General features: G+C 72.7%; 15 protein-coding genes and 2 pseudogenes. 6 read left to right on the top strand and 11 right to left on the bottom strand.

The features are described from left to right. Positions 1-68: 68 nt before the first annotated feature. The 3 genes from FM051_RS40595 to FM051_RS40585 are packed head-to-tail and all read left to right on the top strand — an operon-like array spanning position 69 to position 4,428. On the top strand, positions 69-1,754 hold the full coding sequence (locus tag FM051_RS40595; protein WP_158852441.1) for an ABC transporter ATP-binding protein: 1,686 nt from the start codon (positions 69-71) through the stop codon (positions 1,752-1,754). Then, the gene (locus FM051_RS40590) at positions 1,751-3,484 is read left to right on the top strand and encodes an ABC transporter ATP-binding protein (protein WP_158852440.1); all 1,734 of its coding nucleotides are present in this window, start codon (positions 1,751-1,753) and stop codon (positions 3,482-3,484) included. Before FM051_RS40595 ends, FM051_RS40590 begins: the two co-directional genes overlap by 4 nt. A gap of 14 nt (positions 3,485-3,498) precedes the next feature. Further along, complete coding sequence (locus FM051_RS40585; protein WP_158852439.1) at positions 3,499-4,428, top strand: NAD(P)/FAD-dependent oxidoreductase; 930 nt, start codon at positions 3,499-3,501, stop codon at positions 4,426-4,428. A 94-nt stretch (positions 4,429-4,522) separates the two neighbouring features. On the opposite strand, the gene FM051_RS40580 is transcribed toward FM051_RS40585, so the two are convergent. The 11 genes from FM051_RS40580 to FM051_RS50175 form a co-directional block, all read right to left on the bottom strand. Further along, entirely contained in the window at positions 4,523-5,527 is a 1,005-nt protein-coding gene (locus FM051_RS40580; protein ID WP_158852438.1) for a ketoacyl-ACP synthase III family protein, read from the bottom strand. Continuing rightward, complete coding sequence (locus tag FM051_RS40575; RefSeq protein WP_158852437.1) at positions 5,524-7,632, bottom strand: ABC transporter ATP-binding protein/permease; 2,109 nt, start codon at positions 7,630-7,632, stop codon at positions 5,524-5,526. Before FM051_RS40575 ends, FM051_RS40580 begins: the two co-directional genes overlap by 4 nt. Further along, positions 7,629-8,555 carry an ABC transporter permease gene (locus tag FM051_RS40570; RefSeq protein WP_158852436.1) on the bottom strand — a complete coding sequence of 309 codons (927 nt, stop codon included), beginning with the start codon at positions 8,553-8,555 and terminating at the stop codon, positions 7,629-7,631. Before FM051_RS40570 ends, FM051_RS40575 begins: the two co-directional genes overlap by 4 nt. Next, positions 8,540-10,039: an ABC transporter substrate-binding protein gene (locus FM051_RS40565; RefSeq protein ID WP_202919265.1), complete on the bottom strand. Its 1,500-nt coding sequence runs from the start codon at positions 10,037-10,039 to the stop codon at positions 8,540-8,542. Before FM051_RS40565 ends, FM051_RS40570 begins: the two co-directional genes overlap by 16 nt. Further along, a complete protein-coding gene (locus tag FM051_RS40560; RefSeq protein WP_158852435.1) occupies positions 10,039-10,662 on the bottom strand; it encodes a hypothetical protein in 624 nt (207 codons plus the stop codon). Before FM051_RS40560 ends, FM051_RS40565 begins: the two co-directional genes overlap by 1 nt. After that, positions 10,662-18,947, bottom strand: coding sequence for a type I polyketide synthase (locus FM051_RS40555; RefSeq protein WP_158852434.1), 8,286 nt, complete (start codon positions 18,945-18,947; stop codon positions 10,662-10,664). Before FM051_RS40555 ends, FM051_RS40560 begins: the two co-directional genes overlap by 1 nt. 82 nt (positions 18,948-19,029) lie before the next feature. After that, positions 19,030-20,169, bottom strand: coding sequence for a class I SAM-dependent methyltransferase (locus FM051_RS40550; protein ID WP_158852433.1), 1,140 nt, complete (start codon positions 20,167-20,169; stop codon positions 19,030-19,032). 189 nt (positions 20,170-20,358) lie between these two features. Further along, positions 20,359-21,663 (bottom strand): MDR family MFS transporter, encoded by a 1,305-nt coding sequence (locus tag FM051_RS40545; RefSeq protein WP_158852432.1) that lies wholly within the window; start codon positions 21,661-21,663, stop codon positions 20,359-20,361. After that, positions 21,660-22,070 carry a hypothetical protein gene (locus tag FM051_RS50945; RefSeq protein ID WP_202919264.1) on the bottom strand — a complete coding sequence of 137 codons (411 nt, stop codon included), beginning with the start codon at positions 22,068-22,070 and terminating at the stop codon, positions 21,660-21,662. Before FM051_RS50945 ends, FM051_RS40545 begins: the two co-directional genes overlap by 4 nt. Positions 22,071-22,101: 31 nt before the next feature. Further along, positions 22,102-22,617, bottom strand: coding sequence for a GNAT family N-acetyltransferase (locus tag FM051_RS40535; RefSeq protein WP_202919263.1), 516 nt, complete (start codon positions 22,615-22,617; stop codon positions 22,102-22,104). 389 nt (positions 22,618-23,006) lie between these two features. Then, entirely contained in the window at positions 23,007-23,147 is a 141-nt protein-coding gene (locus tag FM051_RS50175; protein ID WP_162470790.1) for a hypothetical protein, read from the bottom strand. Here FM051_RS50175 and rpsR point away from each other — a divergent pair. The 3 genes and pseudogenes from rpsR to FM051_RS40520 all read left to right on the top strand — a co-directional run. Continuing rightward, positions 23,118-23,219, top strand: a pseudogene (gene rpsR / locus FM051_RS40530) (30S ribosomal protein S18); the annotation flags it as partial. The gene FM051_RS50175 and the pseudogene rpsR sit on opposite strands and share 30 nt — an antisense overlap. 64 nt (positions 23,220-23,283) lie before the next feature. Continuing rightward, a pseudogene (locus tag FM051_RS40525) lies at positions 23,284-23,463 on the top strand (GTP-binding protein); the annotation flags it as partial. 438 nt (positions 23,464-23,901) lie between these two features. Beyond that, a complete protein-coding gene (locus FM051_RS40520; RefSeq protein ID WP_158852430.1) occupies positions 23,902-24,231 on the top strand; it encodes a PadR family transcriptional regulator in 330 nt (109 codons plus the stop codon). The last annotated feature ends 2 nt before the right edge of the window (positions 24,232-24,233 follow it).

The following is a 24,233-nucleotide window of genomic DNA, read 5'->3' as shown; positions in this document are numbered from 1 at the left end:
CCCCACCCGATCGGGCGTCCCTTCACCCTTGTCGACATTGATAACGATTGTCAACTAGGCTGGGCGACATGATCCTGATACGGCCGGTGCACGGCCGGTTGATCACTGGAATCGCCTGTCAGGCGCTGGCCGCGCTGGCAGGCGTCGTCCCCTTCGTCGCCGTGGCCGAAGTCGGTCGAGCACTGCTCAGCGGTGGCCCGTGGTGGCACCACGTGATGCTCGGCGTCGCCGCGCTCCCCGTTCGGGTGGTCCTGCTCACTGCCGCCACGACGCTCACCCACCTCGCGGACAACGACCTGCAGCTGCACCTGCGCCGCAAGCTCGCCGCCCATCTCGGCCGACTGCCGCTCGGCTGGTTCTCCGCACGGGGTTCAGGCGCGGTGAAGCGAGCGGTCCACGACGACGTCGCGGCGCTGCACCACCTGGTGGCGCACTCGCTGCTCGACCTCGTCACCGCTGTCGTCGTGCCGGTGACTTCAATGCTCTACCTGCTCGCGATCGACCCGCTGATGACGGTGATCACCCTGTTGCCGCTGGGCGCGGGGCTGCTGCTGCACGCCCGCGCCATGCGCGACGTGACCGCGCGCATGGCGGAGTACCACCAGGCGACCCAGCGGCTGGACAACGCCGTGGTGGAGTTCGTGCACGGGATCGCGGTGGTGAAGGCGTTCGGCCAGACGGGCAAGGCGCACCGGCGGTTCCGCGACGCCGCACGCTCCTACGGCACGTTCGTGACCGGGTGGGCGGAGCAGGTGACGCCGTCGCTCACCCGCAGCCAGCTCGCCCAGGCGCCGCTGGTGGCGCTGCTCGTCGTGCTGACCGCGGGCACCGCGCTCATCGGCGCCGGTCTGCTCACGCCCGTCGACCTGATCCCGTTCGTCGTGCTGGGCATCGGCTTGAGCACGCCCACCCTGGCAATCAGCTACAGCGTCCAGGACCTGCGGGCGGGCCGGGCCGCGACGGGCCGGATCGAGGACCTGCTCGCGACGCCGCCGCTGCCCGAGCCGGCGCACCCGCGGGAGGTGCCGCTCGGCCCGGCCCGCGTGGAGCTGGACTCGGTCCGGTTCCGCTACGACGACGGCGCCGAGGTACTGCACGGCATCGACCTGGTGCTCGAACCGGGCACCGTCACCGCACTCGTCGGGCCGTCGGGATCGGGCAAGTCGACGCTGGCCGCGCTCGTGGCGAGGTTCCACGACGTGCCGGAAGGAGCGGTGCGGATCAACGGCGTGGACATCCGCGACCTGCCCAGCGCGCAGCTCTACCGCTGGATCGGCTTCGTGCTGCAGGATGTGCGCCTGCTGCGCACGACCGTGCTGGACAACATCCGTCTCGCCCGGCCGGACGCCGACTTCGACGAGGTCGTCCGGGTGGCACGCGCCGCGCGGATCCACGACCGGATCACCGAGCTTCCGGACGGCTATCTCACGGTTCTCGGCGACGACGTGCGGCTCTCCGGTGGCGAGGCACAGCGCGTGTCGATCGCGCGGGCACTGCTCGCCGACACCCCGGTGCTGGTGCTCGACGAGGCGACGGCGTTCGCCGACGCCGAATCGGAGGCCGCGATCCAGGAAGCGATCAGCGAACTGGCCGATGGCCGGACCGTGCTGGTGATCGCGCACCGACTGTCCACAGTGGTCGATGCGGACCAGATCGTCGTGCTGGACGGAGGAGTTGTCGTGGAACGAGGCAGGCACACGGAGTTGCTCGCGGCCGGTGGCAGGTACGCGGCGCTGTGGGCGGTGCACGCGTGATCCGCCGGTTGCTGTCATTGATGGGTCCGGGGCAGGCCACGCAGCTGCGCCGTGCCGTGTGGTGCCTCGGTGCGGCCGCCGCCGTGCAGGGCGTGGCGTTCGGCGTGCTGCTCCCGGTTCTGCGGGCGCTGGTCTCGGGCGAACCGCAGCGGGCGTGGCCCTGGCTCGCGGTGCTCGCCGTCGCCGTCGGTGCGTACGCGCTGCTGCACAGTCGAGGGGTCGTGGCGGGCAGGCGGGCGGGATACGCGCTTGGCGGCGTGCTGCACGAGCGGCTCGGCGACCACGTCGTCACGCTGCCGCTGGGCTGGTTCACCACCACGCGGGTCGGGTCGCTCGGCCGCGTCGCCACGCAGAACGTCATGAGCGTCATGGGCGTGCCGGGGCACCTGCTCGATCCGCTCGCGCACGCGGTGGTCACACCCGCGACCGTCGTCGCCGTGCTGCTGTTCGTCGACTGGCGGATCGCGGTCGGCGCGCTCGTCGCCGCACCCGTCGTGATCGCGGCCCACCGCTGGACCGGAAGGCTGGTGCAGCGCACGGACCAGGCCGCGGACGCCGCCGGCGCCGAAGCGGGCGGCCAGGTCGTCGAGTTCGCCCGCAACCAGCCGGTGCTGCGGGCGTTCGGCCGCTCCGCGCACGGGTTCGCCCTCCTCGACGACGCGCTGGTCTCCGCGCGCAACGCGGCGCGGCGCATGCTGCGCACGGCGTTGCCCGGACTCGCAGGCTTCGTCCTGGCGGTGCAGACGGCGTTCACCGCGCTGCTGGTGCTCGGCGCGGCGCTCGCGGCCGGCGCGGACGTGGACCTGCCCGCGGTCGTGGTGGCGCTGGTGCTCGCGGTCCGGTTCACCGAACCGCTGCTCAGCGCGGCGGAGCTGGGCGCGGCACTGCGCATGGCCGCGGGCTCGCTGGACCGCATCGAGGCGGTGTTCGCCGCACGGGCATTGCCGGAACCCGAGCGGTCGGCACCGCTCGGCTCACCTTCGATCGAGTTCGACCGGGTCCGCTTCGGCTACGACGACCGGCCGGTGCTCGACGACGTGAGCTTCACCGTCGCGCCCGGCACCACCACGGCGCTGGTCGGGGCCTCGGGCGCGGGCAAGAGCACGGTGGTCCGCCTGGTGGCGCGGTTCTTCGACGTCGACTCCGGCTCGGTGCGGGTGGGCGGCGCGGATGTCCGCGAGTTGCGCACGGCCGACCTGCTCGGCCTCATCGCGCCCGTGTTCCAGGACACCTACCTGTTCGACACGACCCTGGAGGACAACATCCGCCTCGGCCGGCCCGACGCAGGCGAGGAGGAGGTGCGCGAGGCCGCGCGGCTGGCCGGTGTCACCGAGATCGTGCGGCGCCTGCCGGACGGATGGCAGACCCGGGTCGGGGAAGGCGGAACACGGCTGTCCGGTGGTGAGCGGCAGCGCGTGGCGATCGCGCGCGCACTGCTCAAGGACGCCCCGATCGTGCTGCTGGACGAGGCCACGGCCGCGCTGGACGCGGAGAACGAGGCGGCCGTGACGACCGCGCTGGCGACGCTCGCGAGAGGACGGACCCTGCTCGTGATCGCGCACCGGCTCAGCACCGTGCGCAACGCGGACCGGATCGTCGTGCTCGACGGCGGTCGTGTCGCGGACGCAGGCACGCACGAGGAGTTGCTGGAGCGCGGTGGCCGGTACGCCGATTTCGTGACCCAGAGGGAAAACGCCCGTGGCTGGCGCATCGCTGCGGGGCGGAATTGAACGAGAGGACGAACGTGTTCGATGTGATCGTCGTCGGTGGTGGGCCCGCCGGCCTCAACGCCGCGCTGACCCTGGGCAGGCAACGCAGGCGCGTGCTGGTGGTCGACAGCGGCACCTACCGCAACGAGCCGGCGGAGGAGATGCACATGTTCCTCTCCCGCGACGGCTTCCCGCCCGCCGAGCTCCGGCGGCTGGGCCGCCAGGAGCTGGCGAACTACCCGACCGTCGAGATCCGCGAGGACCTCGTCGTGGCCGTGACCGGAACCGCGGACGACTTCGCCGTCGAACTGGCGGGCGGATCGACCGAACGCGCCCGGCGGCTGCTGCTGGCGAGCGGCCAGGCCGACGTGCTGCCCGAGGTCGACGGGGTGGCCGAGCGGTTCGGGCGCGGCGTGTACCACTGCCCGTTCTGCCACGGCTTCGAGACGGCGGGCAAACCGCTCGCGGTGCTGGGCGGTGACTTCTCGCACGCGATGCTGGCGCTGTACGTGGCAGACCGGTTCAGCGATGACGTCGTGCTGTGCGCGAACGGCCCGCTGGAGGTATCCGAGGAACTGCGTGCCGCGCTGTCCGACCGCAAGATCGAGGTGCGCGAGGAACCCGTCACCCGCGTCGGCGGCGTGCAAAACGCGCTGATCGTCCACTTCGCCGACGGCACGCCGCTGGAGCGCGGCGCGGTCTTCCACCGGCCGGTGTCGCGGCAGCGGTCAGACCTGGCCGCCTCACTGGGCTGCGAGCTGCTGCCGGACGGCTGCGTTCGGGTCAACGCCATGCAGCAGACCACGGTGGCAGGCGTCTACGCCGCGGGCGACACCGCGCGTCTGGCCGAGCTGGTGGGTCCGACACCGTTCGTGATCACTGCGGCGGCGGACGGCGCGAAAGCCGCGATCTGGCTGGAGCAGGACCTGTTCCGCTCGTCCGTGAACGTGCCGATCCCCGGCTGATCCCCTTGGTCGTGAGTGGTTTCCCTTGCCAGAGCGACGGAAACCACTCACGACCACAGCCAAGTCGGTCACTGGCAGGGAGTGAATGGGCGGCTCACGCGGCCTGCAGGACCGCGCAGGAGAAGGTGAACCCGCCGCCGACGCCGATCAGCACGACCTTGTCCCCCGGTGCGAGCAGGTCGCCGCGCAGCAGGTGGTCCAGCGCGTACAGGTGGTCAACGCCGCCCATGTGGCCGGTACTCAGCCCCAGGTCGACCAGCGTTCGCGCCGGGTCGAGCCCGAGCGGCTGGGCGTAGCCGAAGCGGAACGAGGTGCGGCCGACGAACGGCGGCACGGCCCAGCGCGCCTCGTCGAGCGTCGTCCCGGCCTCGGCGAGCGCCTGTGCGACGACGGTGCGCACGCCGGTGACGTGCGCGTCGACCACCGAGGCCGGGGATCGCCCGCTCACCGCGTAGAACTCGCGGGCCAACCGGCGCAGCACGAGCGGCTTCAGCACCGCGGGCGACGCCGCGTGGAACGGCTCGTTGCCCCGTTGCAGCCCCTCCAGGGACGGGTCGGTCCAGGACACGCACGACAGCAGCCGCAGCTGTCCGCCGCCACGGCCGAGCACGGCCGCTGCCCCGCCGTCACCCAGCAGCACCCCGGAGTCGAGGTTCCACCGGTCGACCGCCGGCTCGGGGAACCAGTCGGCCACGGTGATCAGTGCCTCACGGAGGTCCTGGCGTGCGGTGAGCGTGGTCGCGGCGAGTTCCAGTGCCGCGAGTCCGCTGTTGCACAGCGCGTTGACCTGCATCGACAGCCCCGCCAGCGGTCCGGGCAGCAGCCGGCTCGCGATCCAGCAGGACGCCGACCACAGGTCGATGCCCTGGAAGCGGGCCGCGCCGTGCAGGTGCAGTCCGGGCGAGGCGGTGCCGAGCGCGAGCCGCCCGGCGCGAACAGCCATCTCCGGCGGCGACTCGACGGACACCGACACCGACGTCATACCCGCCTCCGCCGCGTCAGCGGCCGCGTACCTGCCGTCGGTGACGGCCTGCCGCACGGGCAGCAGCTCCCCGAGCACGCCACCGGTCCCGGTGATCCACACGTCGTCGAACCTCACGTCGACACCCTCTCCGCACATCGGCCGTCCACCACCTCGAAGACCCGGTCGGCCCTGGCCGCCACGTCCTCGTCGTGGGTCACGAAGAACACCGCCAGACCGGCGGCACGGCGTCGGTCCAGCACTTCCAGCACCGCGTCCGCGGTCGTCGCGTCCAGCGCCGAGGTCGGCTCGTCGGCGAGCAGCACGTCCGGGTCGCTCGCCAGCGCTCGCGCGAGCGCGGCGCGTTGCCGCTGTCCACCCGAGCACTCGCCCGGCCGGCGATCGGCGAACTCCGGTCCGAGCCCCACCTCGGCGAGCAGCTCCACCGCCCGGTCCCGTGCTTCCCGGCGCCGCAGGCCCGCCAGGCGCAGCGGCCGTGCGACAGCGGATCCCAGCGAGTGCACGGGGTTCAGCTCGGCCACCGGGTCCTGGCCCAGCAGCGCCACGGTTCCGCGTGCCTCGACCCGCCCGATCACCGGATGCAGCCCGGCCACGGCGTGCAGCAGTGTGCTCTTGCCCGCCCCTGAGGGACCGACGAGGACGAGCAGTTCACCGCGCCGCAGTTCCAGGTCGACGCCGCGCACCAGCTCCCGGCCGCGCCGCGCGACGGCCACGTCCTCCAGCCGCAGCACGGGCGCACCGAACTCGACGACCGCAGCCCGCGGCCGGGTGGGCGTCTCCCCCACCGGTACGAGCGCCCCGTGCCGCAGCTCGACCACGCGATCGCACACCGACCGGGCCCAGCGCAGGTCGTGGGTGACGATCACGGTGCTGCGGCGCCTCGCGGTGATCTCCTCGGTCACCAGACGCCGGGTCGCCGCGTCCAGTCCGCTGGTCGGTTCGTCGAGCAGCAGCAGCTCGGGATCGGCCGCCAGCGCTCTGGCGAGCACCACCCGCTGGGCCTGTCCGCCCGACAGGGCGTGCGGGTGGCGTCGCCCGACGTCGGACGGGAGCCCCAGCCGGGCGAGCACGTCTGCCGGGGCCACCGCCCCGACGCGCCGCAACGGATCCAGCGTCGCGGCCGGGTCCTGTGGCAGCAGGCCGACGTGGGCGCGCCGCCACCGCCGCGCCACCCGGCTGCCGAACACCACGGGTTCCCCGTGCCACAGCAGCTGTCCCGTGACCACCCGCGCGCCCGGCCGGACATCGCCCAGCAGCAGCCTGAGCAGACTGGTCTTCCCGGCGCCGGACGGGCCGACGACACCGACGATCTCGCCTTCGGCGACGGTCAGGTCGAGGCCTGCGAACAACGGCACCCCCGGCTCGGACTCCACCGTCACGCCGCGCAGTTCGACCACACCGGTCACCGGGCGCGACGGGCCGGGTGGTGGTGGCGCGTGCCTGCGCGGCACGGTGCGGGGCACGATCCGGGTGCCGAGCAGGTCGAGCCCGAGCAGCAGCGCGGCTGTCAGCGCCGCGACGGCCGCGGCCGGGGCGAGCACCGACCACGGGTTCAGCGCGACGCCGGGCAGGTTCTCCCTGATCATGACAGCCCAGTCCGGCGCGGGTGGCTGCGGACCGAGACCGAGCGCGTGCACGGCGACCGTCAGCTGCACCGCGGCCACCACGCGCAGTCCGGCGTCGGAGAGCACCGTCGCGCCCACCACGGGCAGCAGCTCGCGCATCAGCACCGCGCGTGGGCGTTCGCCCCGCACGACTGCCGCCAGCACGAAGCCCGCGCGGCGCAGCGGCGTGGCGGCGGCGTGCACCACGCGCGCCGAGAGCGGCGTGCCGAGCAGCACCATGCCCGCCAGCACAGCGGCCCACGCGGGCAGTGCCACCGCGCACGTGAGCACCACGAGCAGGCCCGGTACGGCGAGCATGCCCGCGCTCGTTCGCAGCACCAGGCGTTCGACCCACGGGGTCCACGTCGCGGCCAGGCCCGCGACCGTGCCGAGCAGGCTCGCCGCGAGCCCGGCGGGCACGGCGACGGCCAGCAGTCCCGCGCCTCCGGCGAGCAGACGGGAGAGCACGTCGCGGCCGAGCACGTCGGTGCCCAGCAGGCCCTCAGCCGACCACGGCACGCCGACCACCTCGGTGACGTCGTGCGGGGCGAACCACGCACCGCACAGGACGACCGCCGACACCGTCAGCAGCCCCATCACGAGCAACCAGGTCCTCATCGGGCGCCTGCCCGTCCGGCCGGCACGGCAGCCACCGCGTCGGCTGCGAGCACCGCGATCAGCACCACCACCGCCACGAGCGCCGCCAACCCCTGGAGCACGGGGCTGTCCCGCGTGCCGACCGCGGTGGCCAGCAGCTGGCCCATGCCGGGGTAGGCGAACACCGCCTCCACCACGGTCGTCGCGGTGAGCACGCCCCCGGCCAGCACCGCGCCCGCCTGCGCCAGCGGCGGGACCAGGTGCGGCAGCACGTGCCGCACCGCCACCGTCGGCACCGGCACGCCGCGCAGGAGCGCGTCGGTGACGAACGGCCTGCCCACCACGTCGCTGACCGGGCCGCGCAACAGGCGGGCGATCCACGCGGTCGCAGGCAGCGCGAGCGCCAACACCGGCAGGACGAGCACCTCCGGCCGGTCCGCCGCGGTGCCGCCCGCCGGGACCAGCGACACCGCGGGCAGCCAGCCCAGCCAGGTCGCGAAGACCACGACGAGCCCACCGGCCAGCACCACCTCCGGCAGTCCGGCGATCGCGGCGAGCAGCGCGGAGCTCGCGCGGTCGGCACGCCAGCCGAGCAGCATCGCGACAGGCGTGCCGACGCCCAGCGCCAGCACCCAGACCGGCACCGCGATGAAGAGCGTCGCGGTGAACCGCGACCACAGCAGCGGGGCCACCGGACGCCCGTCCACAAGTGACACGCCGAGGTCGCCTCGCACGGCGCCGGAGAGCCACCCGGCGAACCGGGTCCAGACCGGCTGGTCGAGCCCGAGCGCCGCCCGCAGCTCCGCGATCCGCTCGGGCGTCGCGTGCTGCCCGGCGGCGATCACGGCCGCGTCACCGGGCAGCGCGGTGGTGATGAGGAAGACCAGCAGGCACACCAGGAAGAGGGTCAGCGCGGCGCGCCCGACCGTCAGCGCCGCAGCCACACACCGTCCAGGAAGATCCGGGCGAAGCCGGTGCTCGTGGGAAGTCCCTGCACAGCGGGCGAGGACACGTCGAGCCCGTCGCCGAAGCCCCACACGAGCCAGCCGCCGTCGGCGGCCATCCGCTCGCGCAGCTCCTTCAGCTGCGCTTCACGCTGGCCCTGGTCCACCACGGCCATGGCGGCGGCGAACTCCGCGTCGAAGTCCGCGTTCTTCCAGCCGGTCTCGTTGAACGCCGATGTGCTCAGCGCGGTCTGGCGCACCCACACCGGGAACGGGACGTCGGTGTAGTAGCCCATCGCGAGCGGCTCGACGGTGTAGACCTGGGTCCAGTACGTCTCCGGCGGGTGCTGGCGCACCTCGACCTTCATTCCTGCCTCGCCGAGCTGCGTGGCGAGCAGCGTCGCCGCGCTCACCATGCCCGGATAGGCGGTCGTCGTGTGCAGCACGACGCTGCCCACCGACGAGAGCACGCGGCGTGCCTCGGTGATGTCACGCGCGGGCGGTGGCACGTCGGGGCCACCGGGCACGTCACCACCGGTGGTGCCGTAGCCGAGCAGGACGCCGTCCACGAGCGCCTGCCGGTCGACGGCGAGCTTGACAGCCCTGCGCACCTCCGGCCGGTCGAACGGCGCCTTGTCCAGGCGCATCAGCATCGGGTAGGTCGTCGCACCCGGACGGCGCGACACCACGAGGTTTCCGGTCCGCTCCGCGGTCTTCGCGGCGGCGGGGCTCACGTTCGCGGCCACGTCCACCTCACCGGAGGTCACGGCGGCGGCCAGTGCCTGCGGGTCGGCGAACCCACGGATCTCCAGCTGGTCCAGGTGCGGTCGCTTGCCCCACCACTTGTCGTTGCGCGCCAGCACGGCCGTTTGTCCATCCATGGTGGACAGGGTGAACGGTCCGGAGCCGACCGGGTTCTCGAAGCTCTCCACGCCGTCTGGCACCACGAACGTCACGCCCGCGAGCGTCCTCGGCAGGTCGGCGTCGGGCTGCGTGGTGCGCAGCACCACCGCGTGGTCGCCGTCCGCCGTGGACTTGTCGATGTCGACCGTGCCGAGCCTGCCGCCGTTCTGCGCCGCCTTGGCCGCGATGCGGCGCAGCGAGTGCAGCACGTCCGCGGCACGCACGGGCTTGCCGTCGCTGAACACGGCGTCCGTGCGCAGCTCGAACCGCCACCGCGTCGCGTTCTCCTCCGACGTCCACGAGCTGGCGAGCCGCGGCAGCACCGCGCCGTTGTCGCCGGGCACCGTCAGCACGTCGTAGAGCGCGCCCATCCGCACCCAGTCCGACTCGTTGAACAAGCTGCCGTGCGGATCGGTCACGGCGGTTCCGCCGCTCGCGGCCACAGCGCCGTAGCGCAGTGTTCCACCGTCCACCGGTGTTCCGGGGGCACCACCCGGCTGGGTCGCGCCCCCGGTGGCGCAACCACCGAGCGCCAGGAGGAGAGCAGCGCCCACCGCAGTCCGGCGGGACATTTCGAGCATCACTCACACCCTTCGAAAGAGGACCAGTCCCCCACGAGCGAGCGGGCGACCCGCTCGGACCACTCGGGGGCGTCGAGCACGTCATCGGCGAGCGTCGCGTGGACGCCCCCAGTGGGGTCGTCCACACCCAGCAACGTCTGTGCCGCGCCGCGGACCACGGCGTGGAAGCTCGCGGACACCGTGGGGTCGACGTCACGACCCGTCATCGCGAAGACGTCGAGCATGCTGAGCACCCGCAGCAGAGCGGCCTGCGCCGTCAGCACAGCGGTGGCCGCCTCACCCACCTCGCGGGTCTGGCTCGGCGCGGCCTGGCGCACGACGGTCGACGCCACGCCGACCGCCGCGGACACGAGCAGCGCGGCACGCACCAGGTACGGCCGGGGCGCGTCACCGCGGTAGTGCTGGGCGAGGTGCTCGGCGAACTCCCTGCCGATGCCGGGAGACGCCGCACCGAGTGCCGCAAGGCCGCGACCGATCTGTTCCCATTCCCGGTGGCCCACGTCGGCGAGCGGGCTCGCGGACAACCTGGCGAGCACCTCCGCCCGGTCGGCGGCCGGGTCGGCGGCCTGCGCCGCCAGCTCGACCGGCAGCACGCTCTGGGTGTAGAGCCAGTTGGGCAGCATCAGCTCTCCTTCGCGATCCGGGCGAGCGCCGAGGAGATCGCGTCGGCGACGTGCTTCACGGCGGGATCCCCGAGGATCGAGTAGTGGTGGGCGTCGACCTCCACCACGCGGAACTCACCCGCCACGTGGCCGCTCCAGCCGAGGTCGTGCTCGTCGAACGCGTCGTCCACGCCCATGCCGATGCGTGCGTTGCGCGGTGACGTGCGTCCCGCGCGCAGCAGCAGCACGGGGGTCTCGGCGTCCAGCGGGCTCGCGTGATGTGAAGCGAGGCCGCGCAGGTGCCGTGCGAACACCGCGTAGCGGGCGGGGGTCACGGTGACCCCGCGCTCGGCCAGCGCCCGCTCCAGCTCGTCGGCGCCGTGGTCGGTGCCGCAGTCGACGTCGAGGTACGCCTCCACCGACCGCAGGTAGCGCAGCCGGACCTCGTCGTCGGTGCGCTGCCGGTCCAGCCCTTCGATCGCGACGATCCGCTCCGGGCTGTTGGAGTCGATCATCACCAGCAGCGCCACCCGCTCGCCGCGCTCGCGCAGCGCGCACGCCAGTTGGTGCCCGACGGTGCCGCCCATCGACCAGCCACCTAGCAGGTACGGTCCGTGCGGCTGATGAGCCCGCAGCACCGCGAGGTACTGCTCGACCATCGCCGCGATCGACTCGGGTCCGCCGTGTCCGGAGAGCCCCGGATCGGCCAGTGCGATCACCGGGTTCGGCGCGCTGATGCGCCGGGCGAGGTCGGCGTAGCACAGGACGTCGCCACCCGAGGGGTGCAGCAGGAACAGCGGCGGTCCGTCGCCGTCGCGCAGGGGCACCGCGATGTCCGCCACCGGGACCGGCTCGTCCGCGCGCACCGCGGCGGCGAGCCCGGCGGGCGTGGGGGCGGCGAGGAAGGCGCGGGGTTGCGCGCTGCTCCCGTGTTCCCGTGCCAGCCTGCCGAGCATCCGCACGGCGAGCAGCGAATCGCCGCCCAGCGCGAAGAACTCGTCCGACCTGTCCACTTCGGACACACCGAGCAGGTCGGCCCACAGCGCCGCGATCCGCCGCTCCAGCTCGTCGCGGGGCGCGCCGGGCTCGACCCGCCCGCGTTCGGTGGTCGGCTCATCGGCTTGCCCGGTGCCGGTGTCGGCAGGCAGCTCCACGACATCGTCCCAGCCCAGTCCGGCGGCGAGTTCACGGACCGTGCCCACGACCTCGCCGAACAGCCGGTCGACCACCTCCGTGCCGAACAGCTCCTCGACCACGGCGAAGTTCAGCACCAGCTCGCCGCGCAGCTCGAACACCCGCAGCTCCAGGAACACCTGGGGAGTGCGGATGTGCTGCACGTAGTCGGAGATGTCGATCCGGCCGAGCGGTCCGGCGGTCAGCGGCCGCTCGCCACCCAGTGCCGCGTCCATGCCGATGGTGCTCTGGAACACCACCGGCGCGACAGGCCTGTGCGTGCCCCGGTGCCGGGCCAGCTCACGCGACACCTCGACGCCGCTGACCAGGTTGTGCGCGAGCGACTCGGTGATCTCGCCGCGCACGGCGGCGGCCAGGTCGGCGAGCCGCCCGCCGTGCGGCAGATCGATCGACAGCAGCGCGGTCGACGAGAACGCGCCGATCATCCGGTCCACGTCCGGGTGCAGCGGCAGCCGGCCCGCTTGCAGGCTGTTCAACAGGAACCGCCTGCCGCCCGCGAGCCGGGCGAGCGCGATGGCGTAGACCGCCAGCACGGCAGCGGTCGGCGTGACCTCGTGCTCGGCGCAGCGTTCCCGCAACGCCGACCAGTCTGAAGGCACCAGGCGCGCTTCCCGTGCCGCCATCGCGGTCACGTCCAGCCCGTCGGGGTCGGCGATCATCGGCAGCGCGGGCGCGGCGGGCAGCTGCGGCAGGCGTCGCGACCACCACTCGTGGTCGGCCCGCCACTGCTCTCCCCCGCGCACCTCCTCCAGAGCGGTGGCGTAGTCGCCGAAGTCGACCAGCAGCGGGGGCAGCACGGCGTTGGGATCGGCCACGTAGGTCAGCAGTTCACGGTCGAACACGCCACCCGACCAGCCGTCCACCGCGAGGAGGCTGAACGCGGTGTGCAGCCGCGCCCGCCCGCCGGGCAGCAGGGTCAGCCTCATCTCCAGCGGAGGTCCCGTGGCGGGGTCGGGTCCGCGCAGGCTCATCTCGGCCCGGATTCGGTCGAGCTCGACGGCCACGACGTCGTCGTTCGCGTCTCGCAGGTCGCACACCTCGGGCACGACCGCGGTCTGCGGGTCGTCGGCGGCGAGGATGCGCTGCGTGCCATCGGGCGTGATCCGCACCCGCAGCATCGGCTGGTGTGCGATCACCCGGCGCAGCGCGTCGGCCAAGGCCGCCGGAGCGCGCTCGGCGTCCACATCGGACAGTGCGATGTCGGTGCACACGTGCGCCGAGGAGTAGGACAGCTCCCACTCCCCCTGCTGGCCGACGAAGTAGGCCTGTTGCAGTGGGAGCAGCCCGAACGGCTCGGCAGGCTCGAACCTGCGGCGCACGGTCACGTCGAGCGCCCTGCGAGCAGCGCCGCCCTCGCCACGTCGGCGCACCAGCTCGACCAGATCGGTGAGGGTCAGCTCGGCGCGGATCTCGGTCAGCGCGAGCACGACGTCCAGCTTCTGCCGGATGATCGAGGCCATCCGGACGACGAGCAGGGAGTCACCGCCGAGACCGAGGAACGAGACGTCCGCCGGGATCGCACCCGGTTCGAGGTCGAGCAGTTCCGCCCAGATCCCGGTGAGCACGTCGATGACGTGGTCGCCCTGGGACTCCCCTGACGCCGCGTCGCCGCCGGTCGAGGCGTCGTCGTCCGCCGCGCCGACGACGTGCTCGTCCTCGGACGGCGAGGGCGCGAACTCCCCGTGCGGCATCGGGCCCGCTTCACCGCCGGTCCAGGCGTCGCCCGACTCGGCCAGCGCGGTCAGCCACGTGACGTAGGCGGTGAAGGCGGTGTCGGCCTCTTCGGCGTCCAGCGATGTCTCGGCCACGTCCCACTGCAGCACCAGCGCGCCGCGGTGCTCGTAGGCCTGGTGGTCGAGCCACACCTGCGGGGTCTGGCTCACGCCGAAGTCGACCGGCCCGAGCCACTCGTGGTCGTGCGGCTCACCGCCGAGGCGGTCCAGCCCCAGCATGCCGGTGAACACGACCGGCACGTTCTGCTGCCTGCCGGTGCGCCGCGCCTGCTCGGTGAGCACTTCGAGACCGGAGAACGACCGGTGGTCCAGGTCGTCGAACAACCGGTGCTGCGCCGCTTTCGCCCGCTCGGCGAACGTCGCGAGCCCGCGGTGATCGGCTTCGAACAGCAGCAGTGACGAGAACTCGCCGACCACCCTGTCCACGTCGGGGTGCACGTCGGGCCGGTCGAACACGGTGAGCGTGAGGCAGAAGTGGTCCGTGCGCGACCACGCGGCGAGCACGTCGGCGTAAGCCGTCAGCAGCACGGCGGTCGGCGTCACGCCCATTTGCCCGGCCTGCTCACGCACCCGGTTCCACAGCGGCGCGGCCAGCCTGGCGCTGCGCCGGGCGAACCGGGGCGCGCCCTCGCTCTCGCGCAGTGGCAGCGGTGGCGCGACCGGGAGCGCGTCGACGCGGCGCAGCCAGTACTCGGCCGCACGCCGGTGCTCGGTGTCACCGCGGCGGCGGTCCATCGCCCGCGCGCACTCGGCGAAGGTCGTACCGATCGGGGGCAGCTCGGCCTGCGGGTTCTCGTACAGCGCGCGCAGCTCGCGGTCGAGGATCAGGTAGCTCGCGGAGTCGCAGACGAGCACGTCGACCGAGACGAGCACCCGGTGCCGCCCGCCGGGCATCCGCACGACGTGGGCTTCGATCAACGGCCAGCGGCCGGGGTCGGCGACGCGGTGGGACAGCCGTGCCCGCAACGCCTCCAGCTCGTCCGCATCGGACAGCTCGTGCACCGGTACCCGGTAGCGGGGAACCTCGGTCAGCACCACGTTGTGGCCGTCCGGGCCGACCACGCAGCGCAGCATCTCGTGCCGCTCGATGAGCCGGTTCCACGCGTTCTGGTAGCGCTCGTGGTCCAGCTCCGCGCAGTCGTGCTCCAGGTAGAAGTGGCACCCGACCTCGCCGAGCGCGAACGCGGCGGACCGGCCGACCCAGTAGGCGTGCTGCACCCTGGTGAGCGGGAACGGTTCCCCCGCGGCGACCGGTGCGGCGGCAGGCTCCTCCCGGCGGGCGGGGCCGGTCGTCGTCGTGATCAGCTCGGCGAGCCCCGCGACGGTCGGCCGGGCCAGCAGGTCGCGCAGCCGCAGCTCGACGCCGTGGTCGTCGCGCAGCCGGGCGAGCACGCGGGTGGCGAGCAGGGAGTGCCCGCCGAGTGCGAAGAAGTCGTCGTCGCGGCTGGTCACCGGACGGCCCAGCGCCTCGCCCAGCACCTCGGCGACGAGACGTTCCTCGGCGGTGGCCGGCGCGTCGCCGCCGGACTCGGCACGCGTCTGCCGCGCTCCGATCGCGAGAGAACGCGTGTTGAGCTCGGCCGGGGACACGGCCACCTGGTGCGGAACGGTCCCGGCCAGTGCGAGACCGGCCACCCGCAGCAGGGCCCGCACCGCGTCGGCCGCGTCGAGCGCGTGCCGCATGGTGATCTCGGCCGCCGCCTCGTGTTCCTGGGCGGTCCCGAACCGCCAGCGGTCCCAGTCGATCGCGACCCAGGTGGTGCCAGGTGTGCCACCGGCGGCGAAACCGTCGAGGAACCGGCTGGCCGCGACATAGGCGCCGAGACCGAAGCCGCCGATCGTCCCGGCCGCCGAGGACATCAGCACGACCGCGCGAGGACGCCCCCGGGGTGGCAGGGCCTCGACAGCGGAGCGGAGGTTGAGCGCGCCGGTCACCTTGGGCGCCAAGGCGTCCGCCACCACCTGATCGTCCATTTCGGACAACGCCGCCAGCTCGATCACGACCGGGGCGTGGACGACGAGGTCGATCGTGCCGTGCTGGTCGGCCACGTCCGCGAGCAGCGCGCGCAGCTGGTCGGCATCCGTGACGTCCACCGACGGCGTGGTGCTGCGAGAAGCGAGCACCACCCGCGCCGAGCCGCGGGCGTGCAGGGCGTCCGCCAGCGCGCGGGCGACGTTGCCCGAGCCACCGGTCACGACAACGACCGGGTCCGAGGGCAGGTCCTCGGTGTCGTTGGGCTGCCACGGTTCCCACTGGCGGATCCACCGCTGTCCGGCGCGCAACGCGAGTTCCCACGCCCCACCGTCGGGGGTGGCGAGCAGATCGGCGGTCTCGGCCAGCACGGCGGCGACACCCGCCTCGCCTGGCTCGTCGTCCGGCAGGTCGAGGGTGCGCCAGCGCAGGCCGGGCACCTCCTGGGCGAGCACCCTGGGCAGACCGCGCACACCGGCGGCGACCGGGTCCACCACCTCGTCACCGATCACCCGCTCGCCGCGCACGGTGAGCTGTACCAGAGGTGTGCCGTCGAGTCGGCCGTATGCCAGCACCTCGTCATGCAGCGACGTGCCCGAGTGGACCGCGATCACCGCGTCCGCGTCGCCGTCGACCACGGGCAGAGCGGCGCGCAGCGCGTCCGCCCAGTGCCCGTCGCCCAGCACGGCCCACCGCCGGTTCGCAAGGGCGGCCACCGGCGCGAGCGGCGGCAGCCTCCGCCACGACGGCAACTGCAGCGGTTCCGCCACATCGGGCTCGGCCGCGACCGGGCCGACCACCGCGCCCGTGCGCGTGCGCTGGGGCTCGATCCAGAACCGTTCGCGCTGGAAGGCGTAGCCGGGCAGCGGAACCCGCGTCCTGCGGCCTCGGTGCGTTGCGGTCAGGTCAACGGGAACACCGTGCGCCCACAGGGTCCCGGCCGCGTCGAGCAGCGCGGCACGGCCGGCGGTGCCCTCGCCCGCGCGCGGGAAGGTCGTCACCGCCGCGCGGACGGACTCGTGGCGCGCGGCGAGCGAGGCGATCATGCCGCCGGGACCGACCTGCACGAGGACCGGGTCACCGTCGCCCAGCGCGGTGTCCAGCGCGTCGGCGAAGCGCACCGTGCCCCGCAGGTGCCGCACCCAGTGCTCGGGATCGGCGAGCGCCGCGCCCGTGGCCACCTGGCCGGTGAGCGTGGTGACCAGCGGGATCGTGGCCGGTGCGGCGGTCAGCCGCGCGGCGACCGCGCGCAGCGCGGGCATGGCGGACTCCACCAGGCGGGAGTGGGCGGCGACATCGACGCCGACAACGTGCGATTCGACGCCCCGTGCGGCGAGGACGTCCCGCAGGACGGTGATGGCGTCGCTCGGCCCGGACACCGCGCACGAGTCGGACGCGTTGATCGCGGCGAGATCGAGAGCCGGATGTGCGGCCAGCAGGTCACGCACGTCCGCTTCGCCGAGCGGCACCGAGAGCATCGCGCCCTGCGGCAACTCCTCCATCAGCCGCGACCGTTCGGCCACCAGCAGTGCAGCGTCCTGCCACGAGAGCACGCCCGCGACAACGGCGGCGGCGTACTCGCCGACGCTGTGCCCGAGCACCACGTCCGGGCGCACACCCCAGGACTCCAGCAGGCGGGCGGTGGCGAGACAGGCGGTGAACAGTGCGGGCAGGCCGCGGCGCGGACTGCGGGCGGCCGCGGTGGCCACCGGGTCGAGCAGCACGTCGCGCACGTCCGCGCCGGACAACGGCAGCAGGAACTCCGCCAGTTCGTCCACTGTGGACGTGAAGACCTGTTCGTCGCGGTACGGGCCCTCGGCCATCCCGGCGTACTGGGCACCGCCGCCGGGAAAGGCGAACACCACGCGCGGCGGCGTGCCTGCCGCCTCGACAACGACGGCCCGGCGCAGTGCCTCGGCGACGTCCTCACCGGGCGCGACCGTCACCGCGGCCCTCGCGGCGAGCTGCCGCCTGCGGGTCAGGGTGTGCGCGACATCGGCGACGGGCGCCGAGGTGACGGCGTCGGAGAGTGCGCGAGCCGTGGCGCGGCAGGCCTGCGCCGTCGCCGAGGAGACCACCAGCACCTGCGCCCGCTCGTCACGGTCCGGCTCCGGCGTGACCGGCGCCTCCTCCAGCACGACGTGGCAGTTGACGCCGCCGATGCCGAACGAGCTGACACCCGCGCGGCGCACTCGCTCGGTCTCCCAGCGCTCGGTGCGGTCGACGATCCGGAAGGCGGAGCCCTCCAGCCCGACTTCGGGGTTCACCGGATGCGCGTGCAGTGACGCTGGGAGCGTGCGGTTCCGCAGCGCCTGAACCACCTTGAGGAATCCCGCGATGCCCGCCGCCGAGTCCGCGTGACCGATGTTGCCCTTGACCGATCCGAGGCCGCACCACGGGCGGTCGGCGTCGCCGAAGACCCGCCGCAACGCTTGCACCTCGATGGGATCGCCCAGGATGGTTCCCGTCCCGTGCCCTTCCACGTAGGACACGGAACGAGGGTCGACGTCGCCGACGGCGAGCGCCTCTGCGATCGTGCGCGCCTGCCCCGCGGACGAGGGGGCGGTGAAGCCGGCGCGGTCCGCGCCGTCGTTGCCCACGGCGGAGCCGAGGACGACGGCGTGCACGTGGTCGCCGTCGGCCAGCGCGTCGGACAGCCGCCGCAGCACGACGACACCGGCCCCCTGGGTGAAGACCGTGCCCCTGGCTTGCGCCGAGTAGGGGCGGGTGTGGCCGTCCGCGGAGAACGGACCGTCCGGCACGTGCAGGTAGCCCAGTCCCTGCGGCACCCGCAGCGACACCCCGCCCGCCAGCGCGGTGTCGCACTCGCCCGCGAGCAGCGCCTGCACCGCGATGTGCACGGCGACCAGCGACGTGGCGCACGTGGCGCCCACCGCGACCGCGGGTCCTTCCAGGCCGAGCCGGTGCGCGGTCCGCAACGGCAGGTAGTCGGCCACGTTGCCGGTGTGCAACTGCAGGCTGCCCGCGGGGTCCGCGCCTCCGAGCGGGTCGAAGCGGTGCGCGAGGTTCGTCGCGAGATAGGCGGAGAGCGCGGCGCCCGCGAACACCCCGGTCACGCCCGCACCGCGGGCAAGTCCGGCGTGCTCGAGCGCGTGCCACGCGCACTCCAGGAACACGCGCTGCTGCGGGTCGAGCAGCTCCGCCTCGGTGCGCGACATGCCGAACGGCGCCGGGTCGAACCGGTCCTGGTCGGCCAGCAGACCACCCACCGGCACATAGGCCGGGTTGCGGCGCAGCCCGGTGGGCACGCCGCGCTGCGCCAGCTCCTCGTCGGTGAACCGGGTCAGCGCCTCACGGCCGTCGACGAGCAGCTGCCAGAACGCGTCCGCATCACCGGCACCGGGGAAACGACAGGAAAACCCGACGACGGCGACGGACTCGTTCACGGGCTCACTCCCAGGCGACGACGGTCGTCACTCGGACGAGTGACGACCGTCGTCAGCTTACGGAAACGACAATCATTGTCAATCAGCGCATCGCGGAGAACACGTGCTGCCCGATCCGGCTCAGCGGGTGGTCCACACCCGGCACGCAAAGCGGATCCCGGAAACCTGCCGCGGCGAGCTCGCCGAGCCACTCCTCCCGCGTCGGGAAGATCCGATCGGTGCCCCGGCGGAAGTCCGCGAAGTCCGCGTCCGGCTCGGTGGCGGGCGGCGACATCAGGAACTGCATCGAGGTCATGAGCTGGTAGTGATCACGACAGGTCTCGATGAACACCAGGCGCCCACCCGGCGCGAGCAGGTCGCGGATCGCCCGCAGCGTCCGCCCCGCGTGCCGCGCGTTGTGCAACACGTTGGCCGCGAGCACCAGGTCCACCGATCCCGGCGGGCACCCCTGCTCCGAGGCGTCGCGGTTGAGGTCGAACAAGCCGTAGCGCACCCACGACCGAGACGCGAACCGCTCCTTCGCCGCCATCAGGAAGAACCGCGTCACATCGGTGAACAGGTAGTCGACTTCCAGCCCGTCCAGCTCCGGCAGCACCTCGACCGTCGTACCGCCTACACCCGCCCCGATCTCCAACACCCGCACCGACCCAGGTCCCGCGTGCCGCTCGGCGAACACCCTCATCACCGCCGCGGCGGCGTTGTTGGTGTACCTGCTTGCCAGGTTGCGCCGGTACACGTCGTCGGCCACGTCCAGGTCACCGTCGGCGAACAGCAGCGCCTGCAACGAGATCTCGTCGCGCAGCAGTTCCGGCAGATACGACACCGACAGCTGGAAGAAGCGCGCCAGCCCCGGACCGTGCTCGAACCCACGGGCCACAGAGTCCAGGCGGGCGCGCGCCCCTTCGACCTCCGCGGCCCCCACCCGGCGCAGTCCTCGATACCGCGCCGCGTCCCGCGCGAGCATGTCTTCGCGCTCGAGCGCCGCGAGCCAACGGCGCACGATCCGGACGTGCCGAGGAGCGACCTTCATGGCAGTGACGATCTCGCGGAGATCGTGCGCGGCGTCGGGCGCGTCGAACAGTCCCTGACGTCTCACGGTGTACGCGATCGCGAGCAGCGCGGCCCGGTCGAGCAGATCGGCCAGATCACCGAGCGCGGCGAGATCGGCCGCCGCCACCGCCGCTTCACCGGCCGTCGCAGCCCGGCGAACGAGTTCCTCCATCACGCCTCCCGAGTCGGTCGGGAGCATGCTAGTTCGACAATGATTATCGTTACAAGTTGCGTGCGTCTGGTTGTCGCGAGTCATGACATTGGTGACGGAGGTCTGTCAGTCGAGCTCGTTCGCAGTCCCGGCACCCGTACGCACGCTCTGCCAGAACTCGTGGTTTGCCGGGTTGGCGCAGGTCACCGGTCACACCGGCGTTCCGCTCGTCGTGATGTCACCCGGTTCCTCCGTCGATTGAGGACTGTCGACGCCGCGGGGCAGCAGCAAGATGGCCAGCGCCGGGATCGTGGCGAGGACGAGCCAGGGCACGGCGTGCGGGAGGCCCAGGTCGAGCAGGGAGCCGGTTGCCGCGCTGCCGACGAGGACGATCAAGCCGGAGACCGAGGACAGGGCGCCGACGTAGAGGCCGAGCCTGCCCTCCGCGGCGAGGTCGGGAACCCACGCACGGGCTGTCGGGACCACCAGCATCTGGCCGACGGTGAGCAGGACGACGAAGCCCGCCGCCGGTGCCAGTCCGGCGACTCCCGTCCACGCGGCCGGCCGGGCGGCGACGACGACGAAGCCCGCGGAGATGAGCAACAGCCCGATGGCCATGGACCTGCGCAGGTCCAGCCGGTTCCCGGCCCAGCGGGTGACCGGCAACTGGACGGACACGACGAGCAGGGAGGACAGGGCGAACAGCCACGCCAGGGGCGCCTGTGAGCCCGCGGCGCGCGCTACTTCGTCCGGCAGCGCGAGGTAGAACTGGTTGTAGGCCAGCAGGTAGGCGCCGTACGCGCCGCACAGTGCCAGGAAGCGGCGGTTGCGCAGCATCGCCCGCACGCCGCCCCGCCCGGAGACCCGGGTTCGGCCGGGGATGTGTTGCGACATCAGCCACGCGTGCCCGGCGAGGACGAGGACGAAGACCACGGCGCCGGCGAGGCAGACGGTGCGGAAGTCCACGGCGAGCAGCAGCGCGCCCAGCAGCGGGCCGACGAACGCCCCGGCCTGGCCCGCCACGGTGAACAGGGCCAACACCCTGGTCCGCGGCCCGTTGCCCGCCTGCTCCCAGCTCACCGCCTGCCGGGCGACCTCGGATTCGACCGCGGGGGAGAACAGCGCGGCGGCGAAGCCGATCAGCAGCACCGCGCCGATGACCGCCGCGGGCCGCTCGGCGTACCCCAGCCAGGCGAACCCGGCGATCCGCAGCGTGCAGCCGGCGAGCACCACCGGCCGGACCCCGTAGCGGTCGACGAGCGCACCACCCAGCACGAACAGGCCCTGCTGGCTGAAGGTCCGCAGCCCCAACACCAGCCCGACCAGCCAGCCGACCATGCCGATGGAGCCGAGGTGTTCGGAGAGGAACGGCAGGACGGCGTAGAAGCCGACGTTGAAGGCGAGTTGCGTCAGGATCAACAGACGCAGCAGCGGGGACAGGGTCTTCCAGGTCCGCTCGCGCCGTGGCCCTCGTTCCCGGGAACGCTTCACCGCTCCGGAGATCAACTCTGTCATGCGAAATCCTCACGGGCTGTGACGGCTGCGGTGTGCCGCATCGGGGTCGCTCCACGTTCCGGTTGCCGCGGTGTCGCCGAGGACCCGCGTACCCATGTCCACTGTGGTGGGCGGGGAAGACGAGCTCCGCCGGCTGCGATGACCGCCAGCGCACCCAGCAGGGCGAGCGCGGCGGCGGGGACCGGCACCACCCACGGGGCGCGCTCGGCGTAGGGCAGGTTCTCGGCGAGCAGCAGACCCCACTCGGGTGACGGCGGTTGGCCGCCCAGACCGAGCAAACCCAGGGCGGCCAAGGCGAGCGCGACGCCGGGGATGCGGAGCAGGGCATGGCGGGTGACCGGCGGGAGGACGGCGGCCAGCCGGTGACGACGGTGAAAACGCATGGCCCTGGTTCTCCGCGGTGTCATGAGCGGTCAGTGTAGATGACATTCATTGTCATTAAGGAAGGGGCACTTCGAAGTGGACGACTCCACTCCCGCCACCGGGCACCTCGTGCCGCTCGTCGCACACCACCTCGCCCAGCGACTGCCACAGGGCCAACGCGCCGGGCGCATGCGGGTAGGCGTGCAGGTACACCACGCGGTAACCGCCGTCCGCCTTCGCGAAGTCCAGCAGCTCGCCCACCATCCGCCGGGCCAGACCCCGCCGCCGATGCTCGGGGCGCACGTACACACGCCGCAGCTGGGCGGTCTCCCCCGACGGGTAGCGCTCGGCCAACCACCGCGGATTCGGCGGATGCGCGGGCCCCCGCGAGTCCAACGCCCCGGTGGCGACCACCGTCCCGTCCTGCTCGTCGACCGCCACGAGCAGGGTGTGCCGCTCAGACCGCAGGTAGAACGCCTCGGGATCCATGATGTCGCGGTGCCAGCGAGGCACGTAGCCGGTACCGAAGTCCCGGTAGACGGCGTCGAGCATCACCACGCGCGCACCGTCGAGGTCATCACGCGTCGCCACCTTGATGCAATAATTATGCACCTGCAAAGAATAGGCAATAAGCTCGGCGTAGTGAAGACGCGCCAGTGACCAGCGGCTTGAGGGACTGGAACACCCGGGCACCCGGTAGGCGTCACCTATGGACACCCGCACGAGGCGAAGCCTGCGTGCCCGTCAACCGACCGTGCCCGGACCGATCGGCCGGCACCGGGCGGGACCGTGCCCGGAACGATCCGGCAGCGCGGCCGGACCTTTCGTACCGGCCCACACGTGACCTCCGATGTCCTCCCGCCGAGACAGGCGAGGACCCTTCCCCGTGTCCTGACCCGACGCGACATCGTGTGCCGCGCCGGCCTGCACGAGTTCGACGGATAACTGGCCGTCCGACGGGCCGGACCAGCCCGGCGTGGTCAGGTCCGCGCGCAGGTACTCCACGTCGGCCCGGTGGCACGGGCCAGTTCCAGCAGGAACGGGTCGGCGTCCACACCGACGACACATCCGGTGACGCGCTCGCGCAGCCTCGCGTCACCGGCCTGACGCCGCAACAACAACGCCAGGTCGCCACCGCGATCAAGAACGCACGAGAGATGGCACTACTGCCCTACCCCAGCCAAGGACGTTGACCGGACGGGCCGCCGCCACCGGCGGCCCGCATCCGCCACCGTCCCCCCACCGAGATTGATGATCATGTCTGTTGCGCCCACTCCCCCACGCGTACCCGTCACCGTCCTGTCCGGCTTCCTCGGCGCGGGCAAGACCACCCTGCTCAACCACGTGCCGGCCAACTGGGAAGGACGCCGGGTGGCCGTGGTGGTCAACCACATGAGCGAGGTCAACATCGACGCCGCCGACGGAACCAGCCGGAGCCCTCTCGGGGCAGCGGGCGCGCACAGCAGCGAGGACTTCCCACTGCCGGATGGGCCGAACACTGCCAGGACCGCCGCTGCGACAACCCGGGCCGGCAGCTTCCCCCAGCAGCCGCTCGCGGCCGAAGACCCGATCGCCATCCTCGGACTGGAACCTCGCCGACCCCACGTGGGGCGGCGACGACTCGCCCAGAGGAGGAGGTAGGTCCTCGTCACGCGGATCGAGGGCGCCTTGCCCCGGCGCACCGCCCTACTACCCCTGATGGGCCTCCGTGTCAGGAGCGGTGTCAGCGCGATGGCTGTTCGCTGTCAGGGCGGCGACCGATCCTGGTCCCCACGATCTGGTCCCGCCGCAAGTGGAGCTTGCACCGCCGGCACTATTCAGTTTTACTAGGTACCGGTAGTCAGCAACACTAAGTAGCCTGAAGGAGGGTGTTCCATGGGCAAGCAGGTGACGGAGATGCTCAAGGGAACGCTGGAGGGCATCGTCCTCGCGATCCTGTCCGGCCGGTCCGCGTACGGCTACGAGATCACGGCGTGGCTGCGGGATCAGGGCTTCTCCGACATCGCCGAGGGCACGATCTACGCCCTGCTCATCAGGATCGAGCAGCGCGGCCTCGTCGACGTGGAGAAAGTCCCGTCCGAGAAGGGACCGCCGCGCAAGGTGTTCTCCCTCAACGCTCAGGGACGGGAACACCTCGAAGAGTTCTGGAGGACCTGGAGCTTCCTCACGGAACGACTGGACAAGCTCCGCGAAGAGGGTAAATGACC

Origin of the sequence: Saccharothrix deserti (assembly GCF_009769385.1) — a bacterium.
GTDB lineage: Bacteria > Actinomycetota > Actinomycetes > Mycobacteriales > Pseudonocardiaceae > Actinosynnema > Actinosynnema deserti.
The sequence above is the reverse complement of the archived record's forward strand: the minus strand, read 5'-3'. Positions and strand labels throughout refer to the sequence as shown.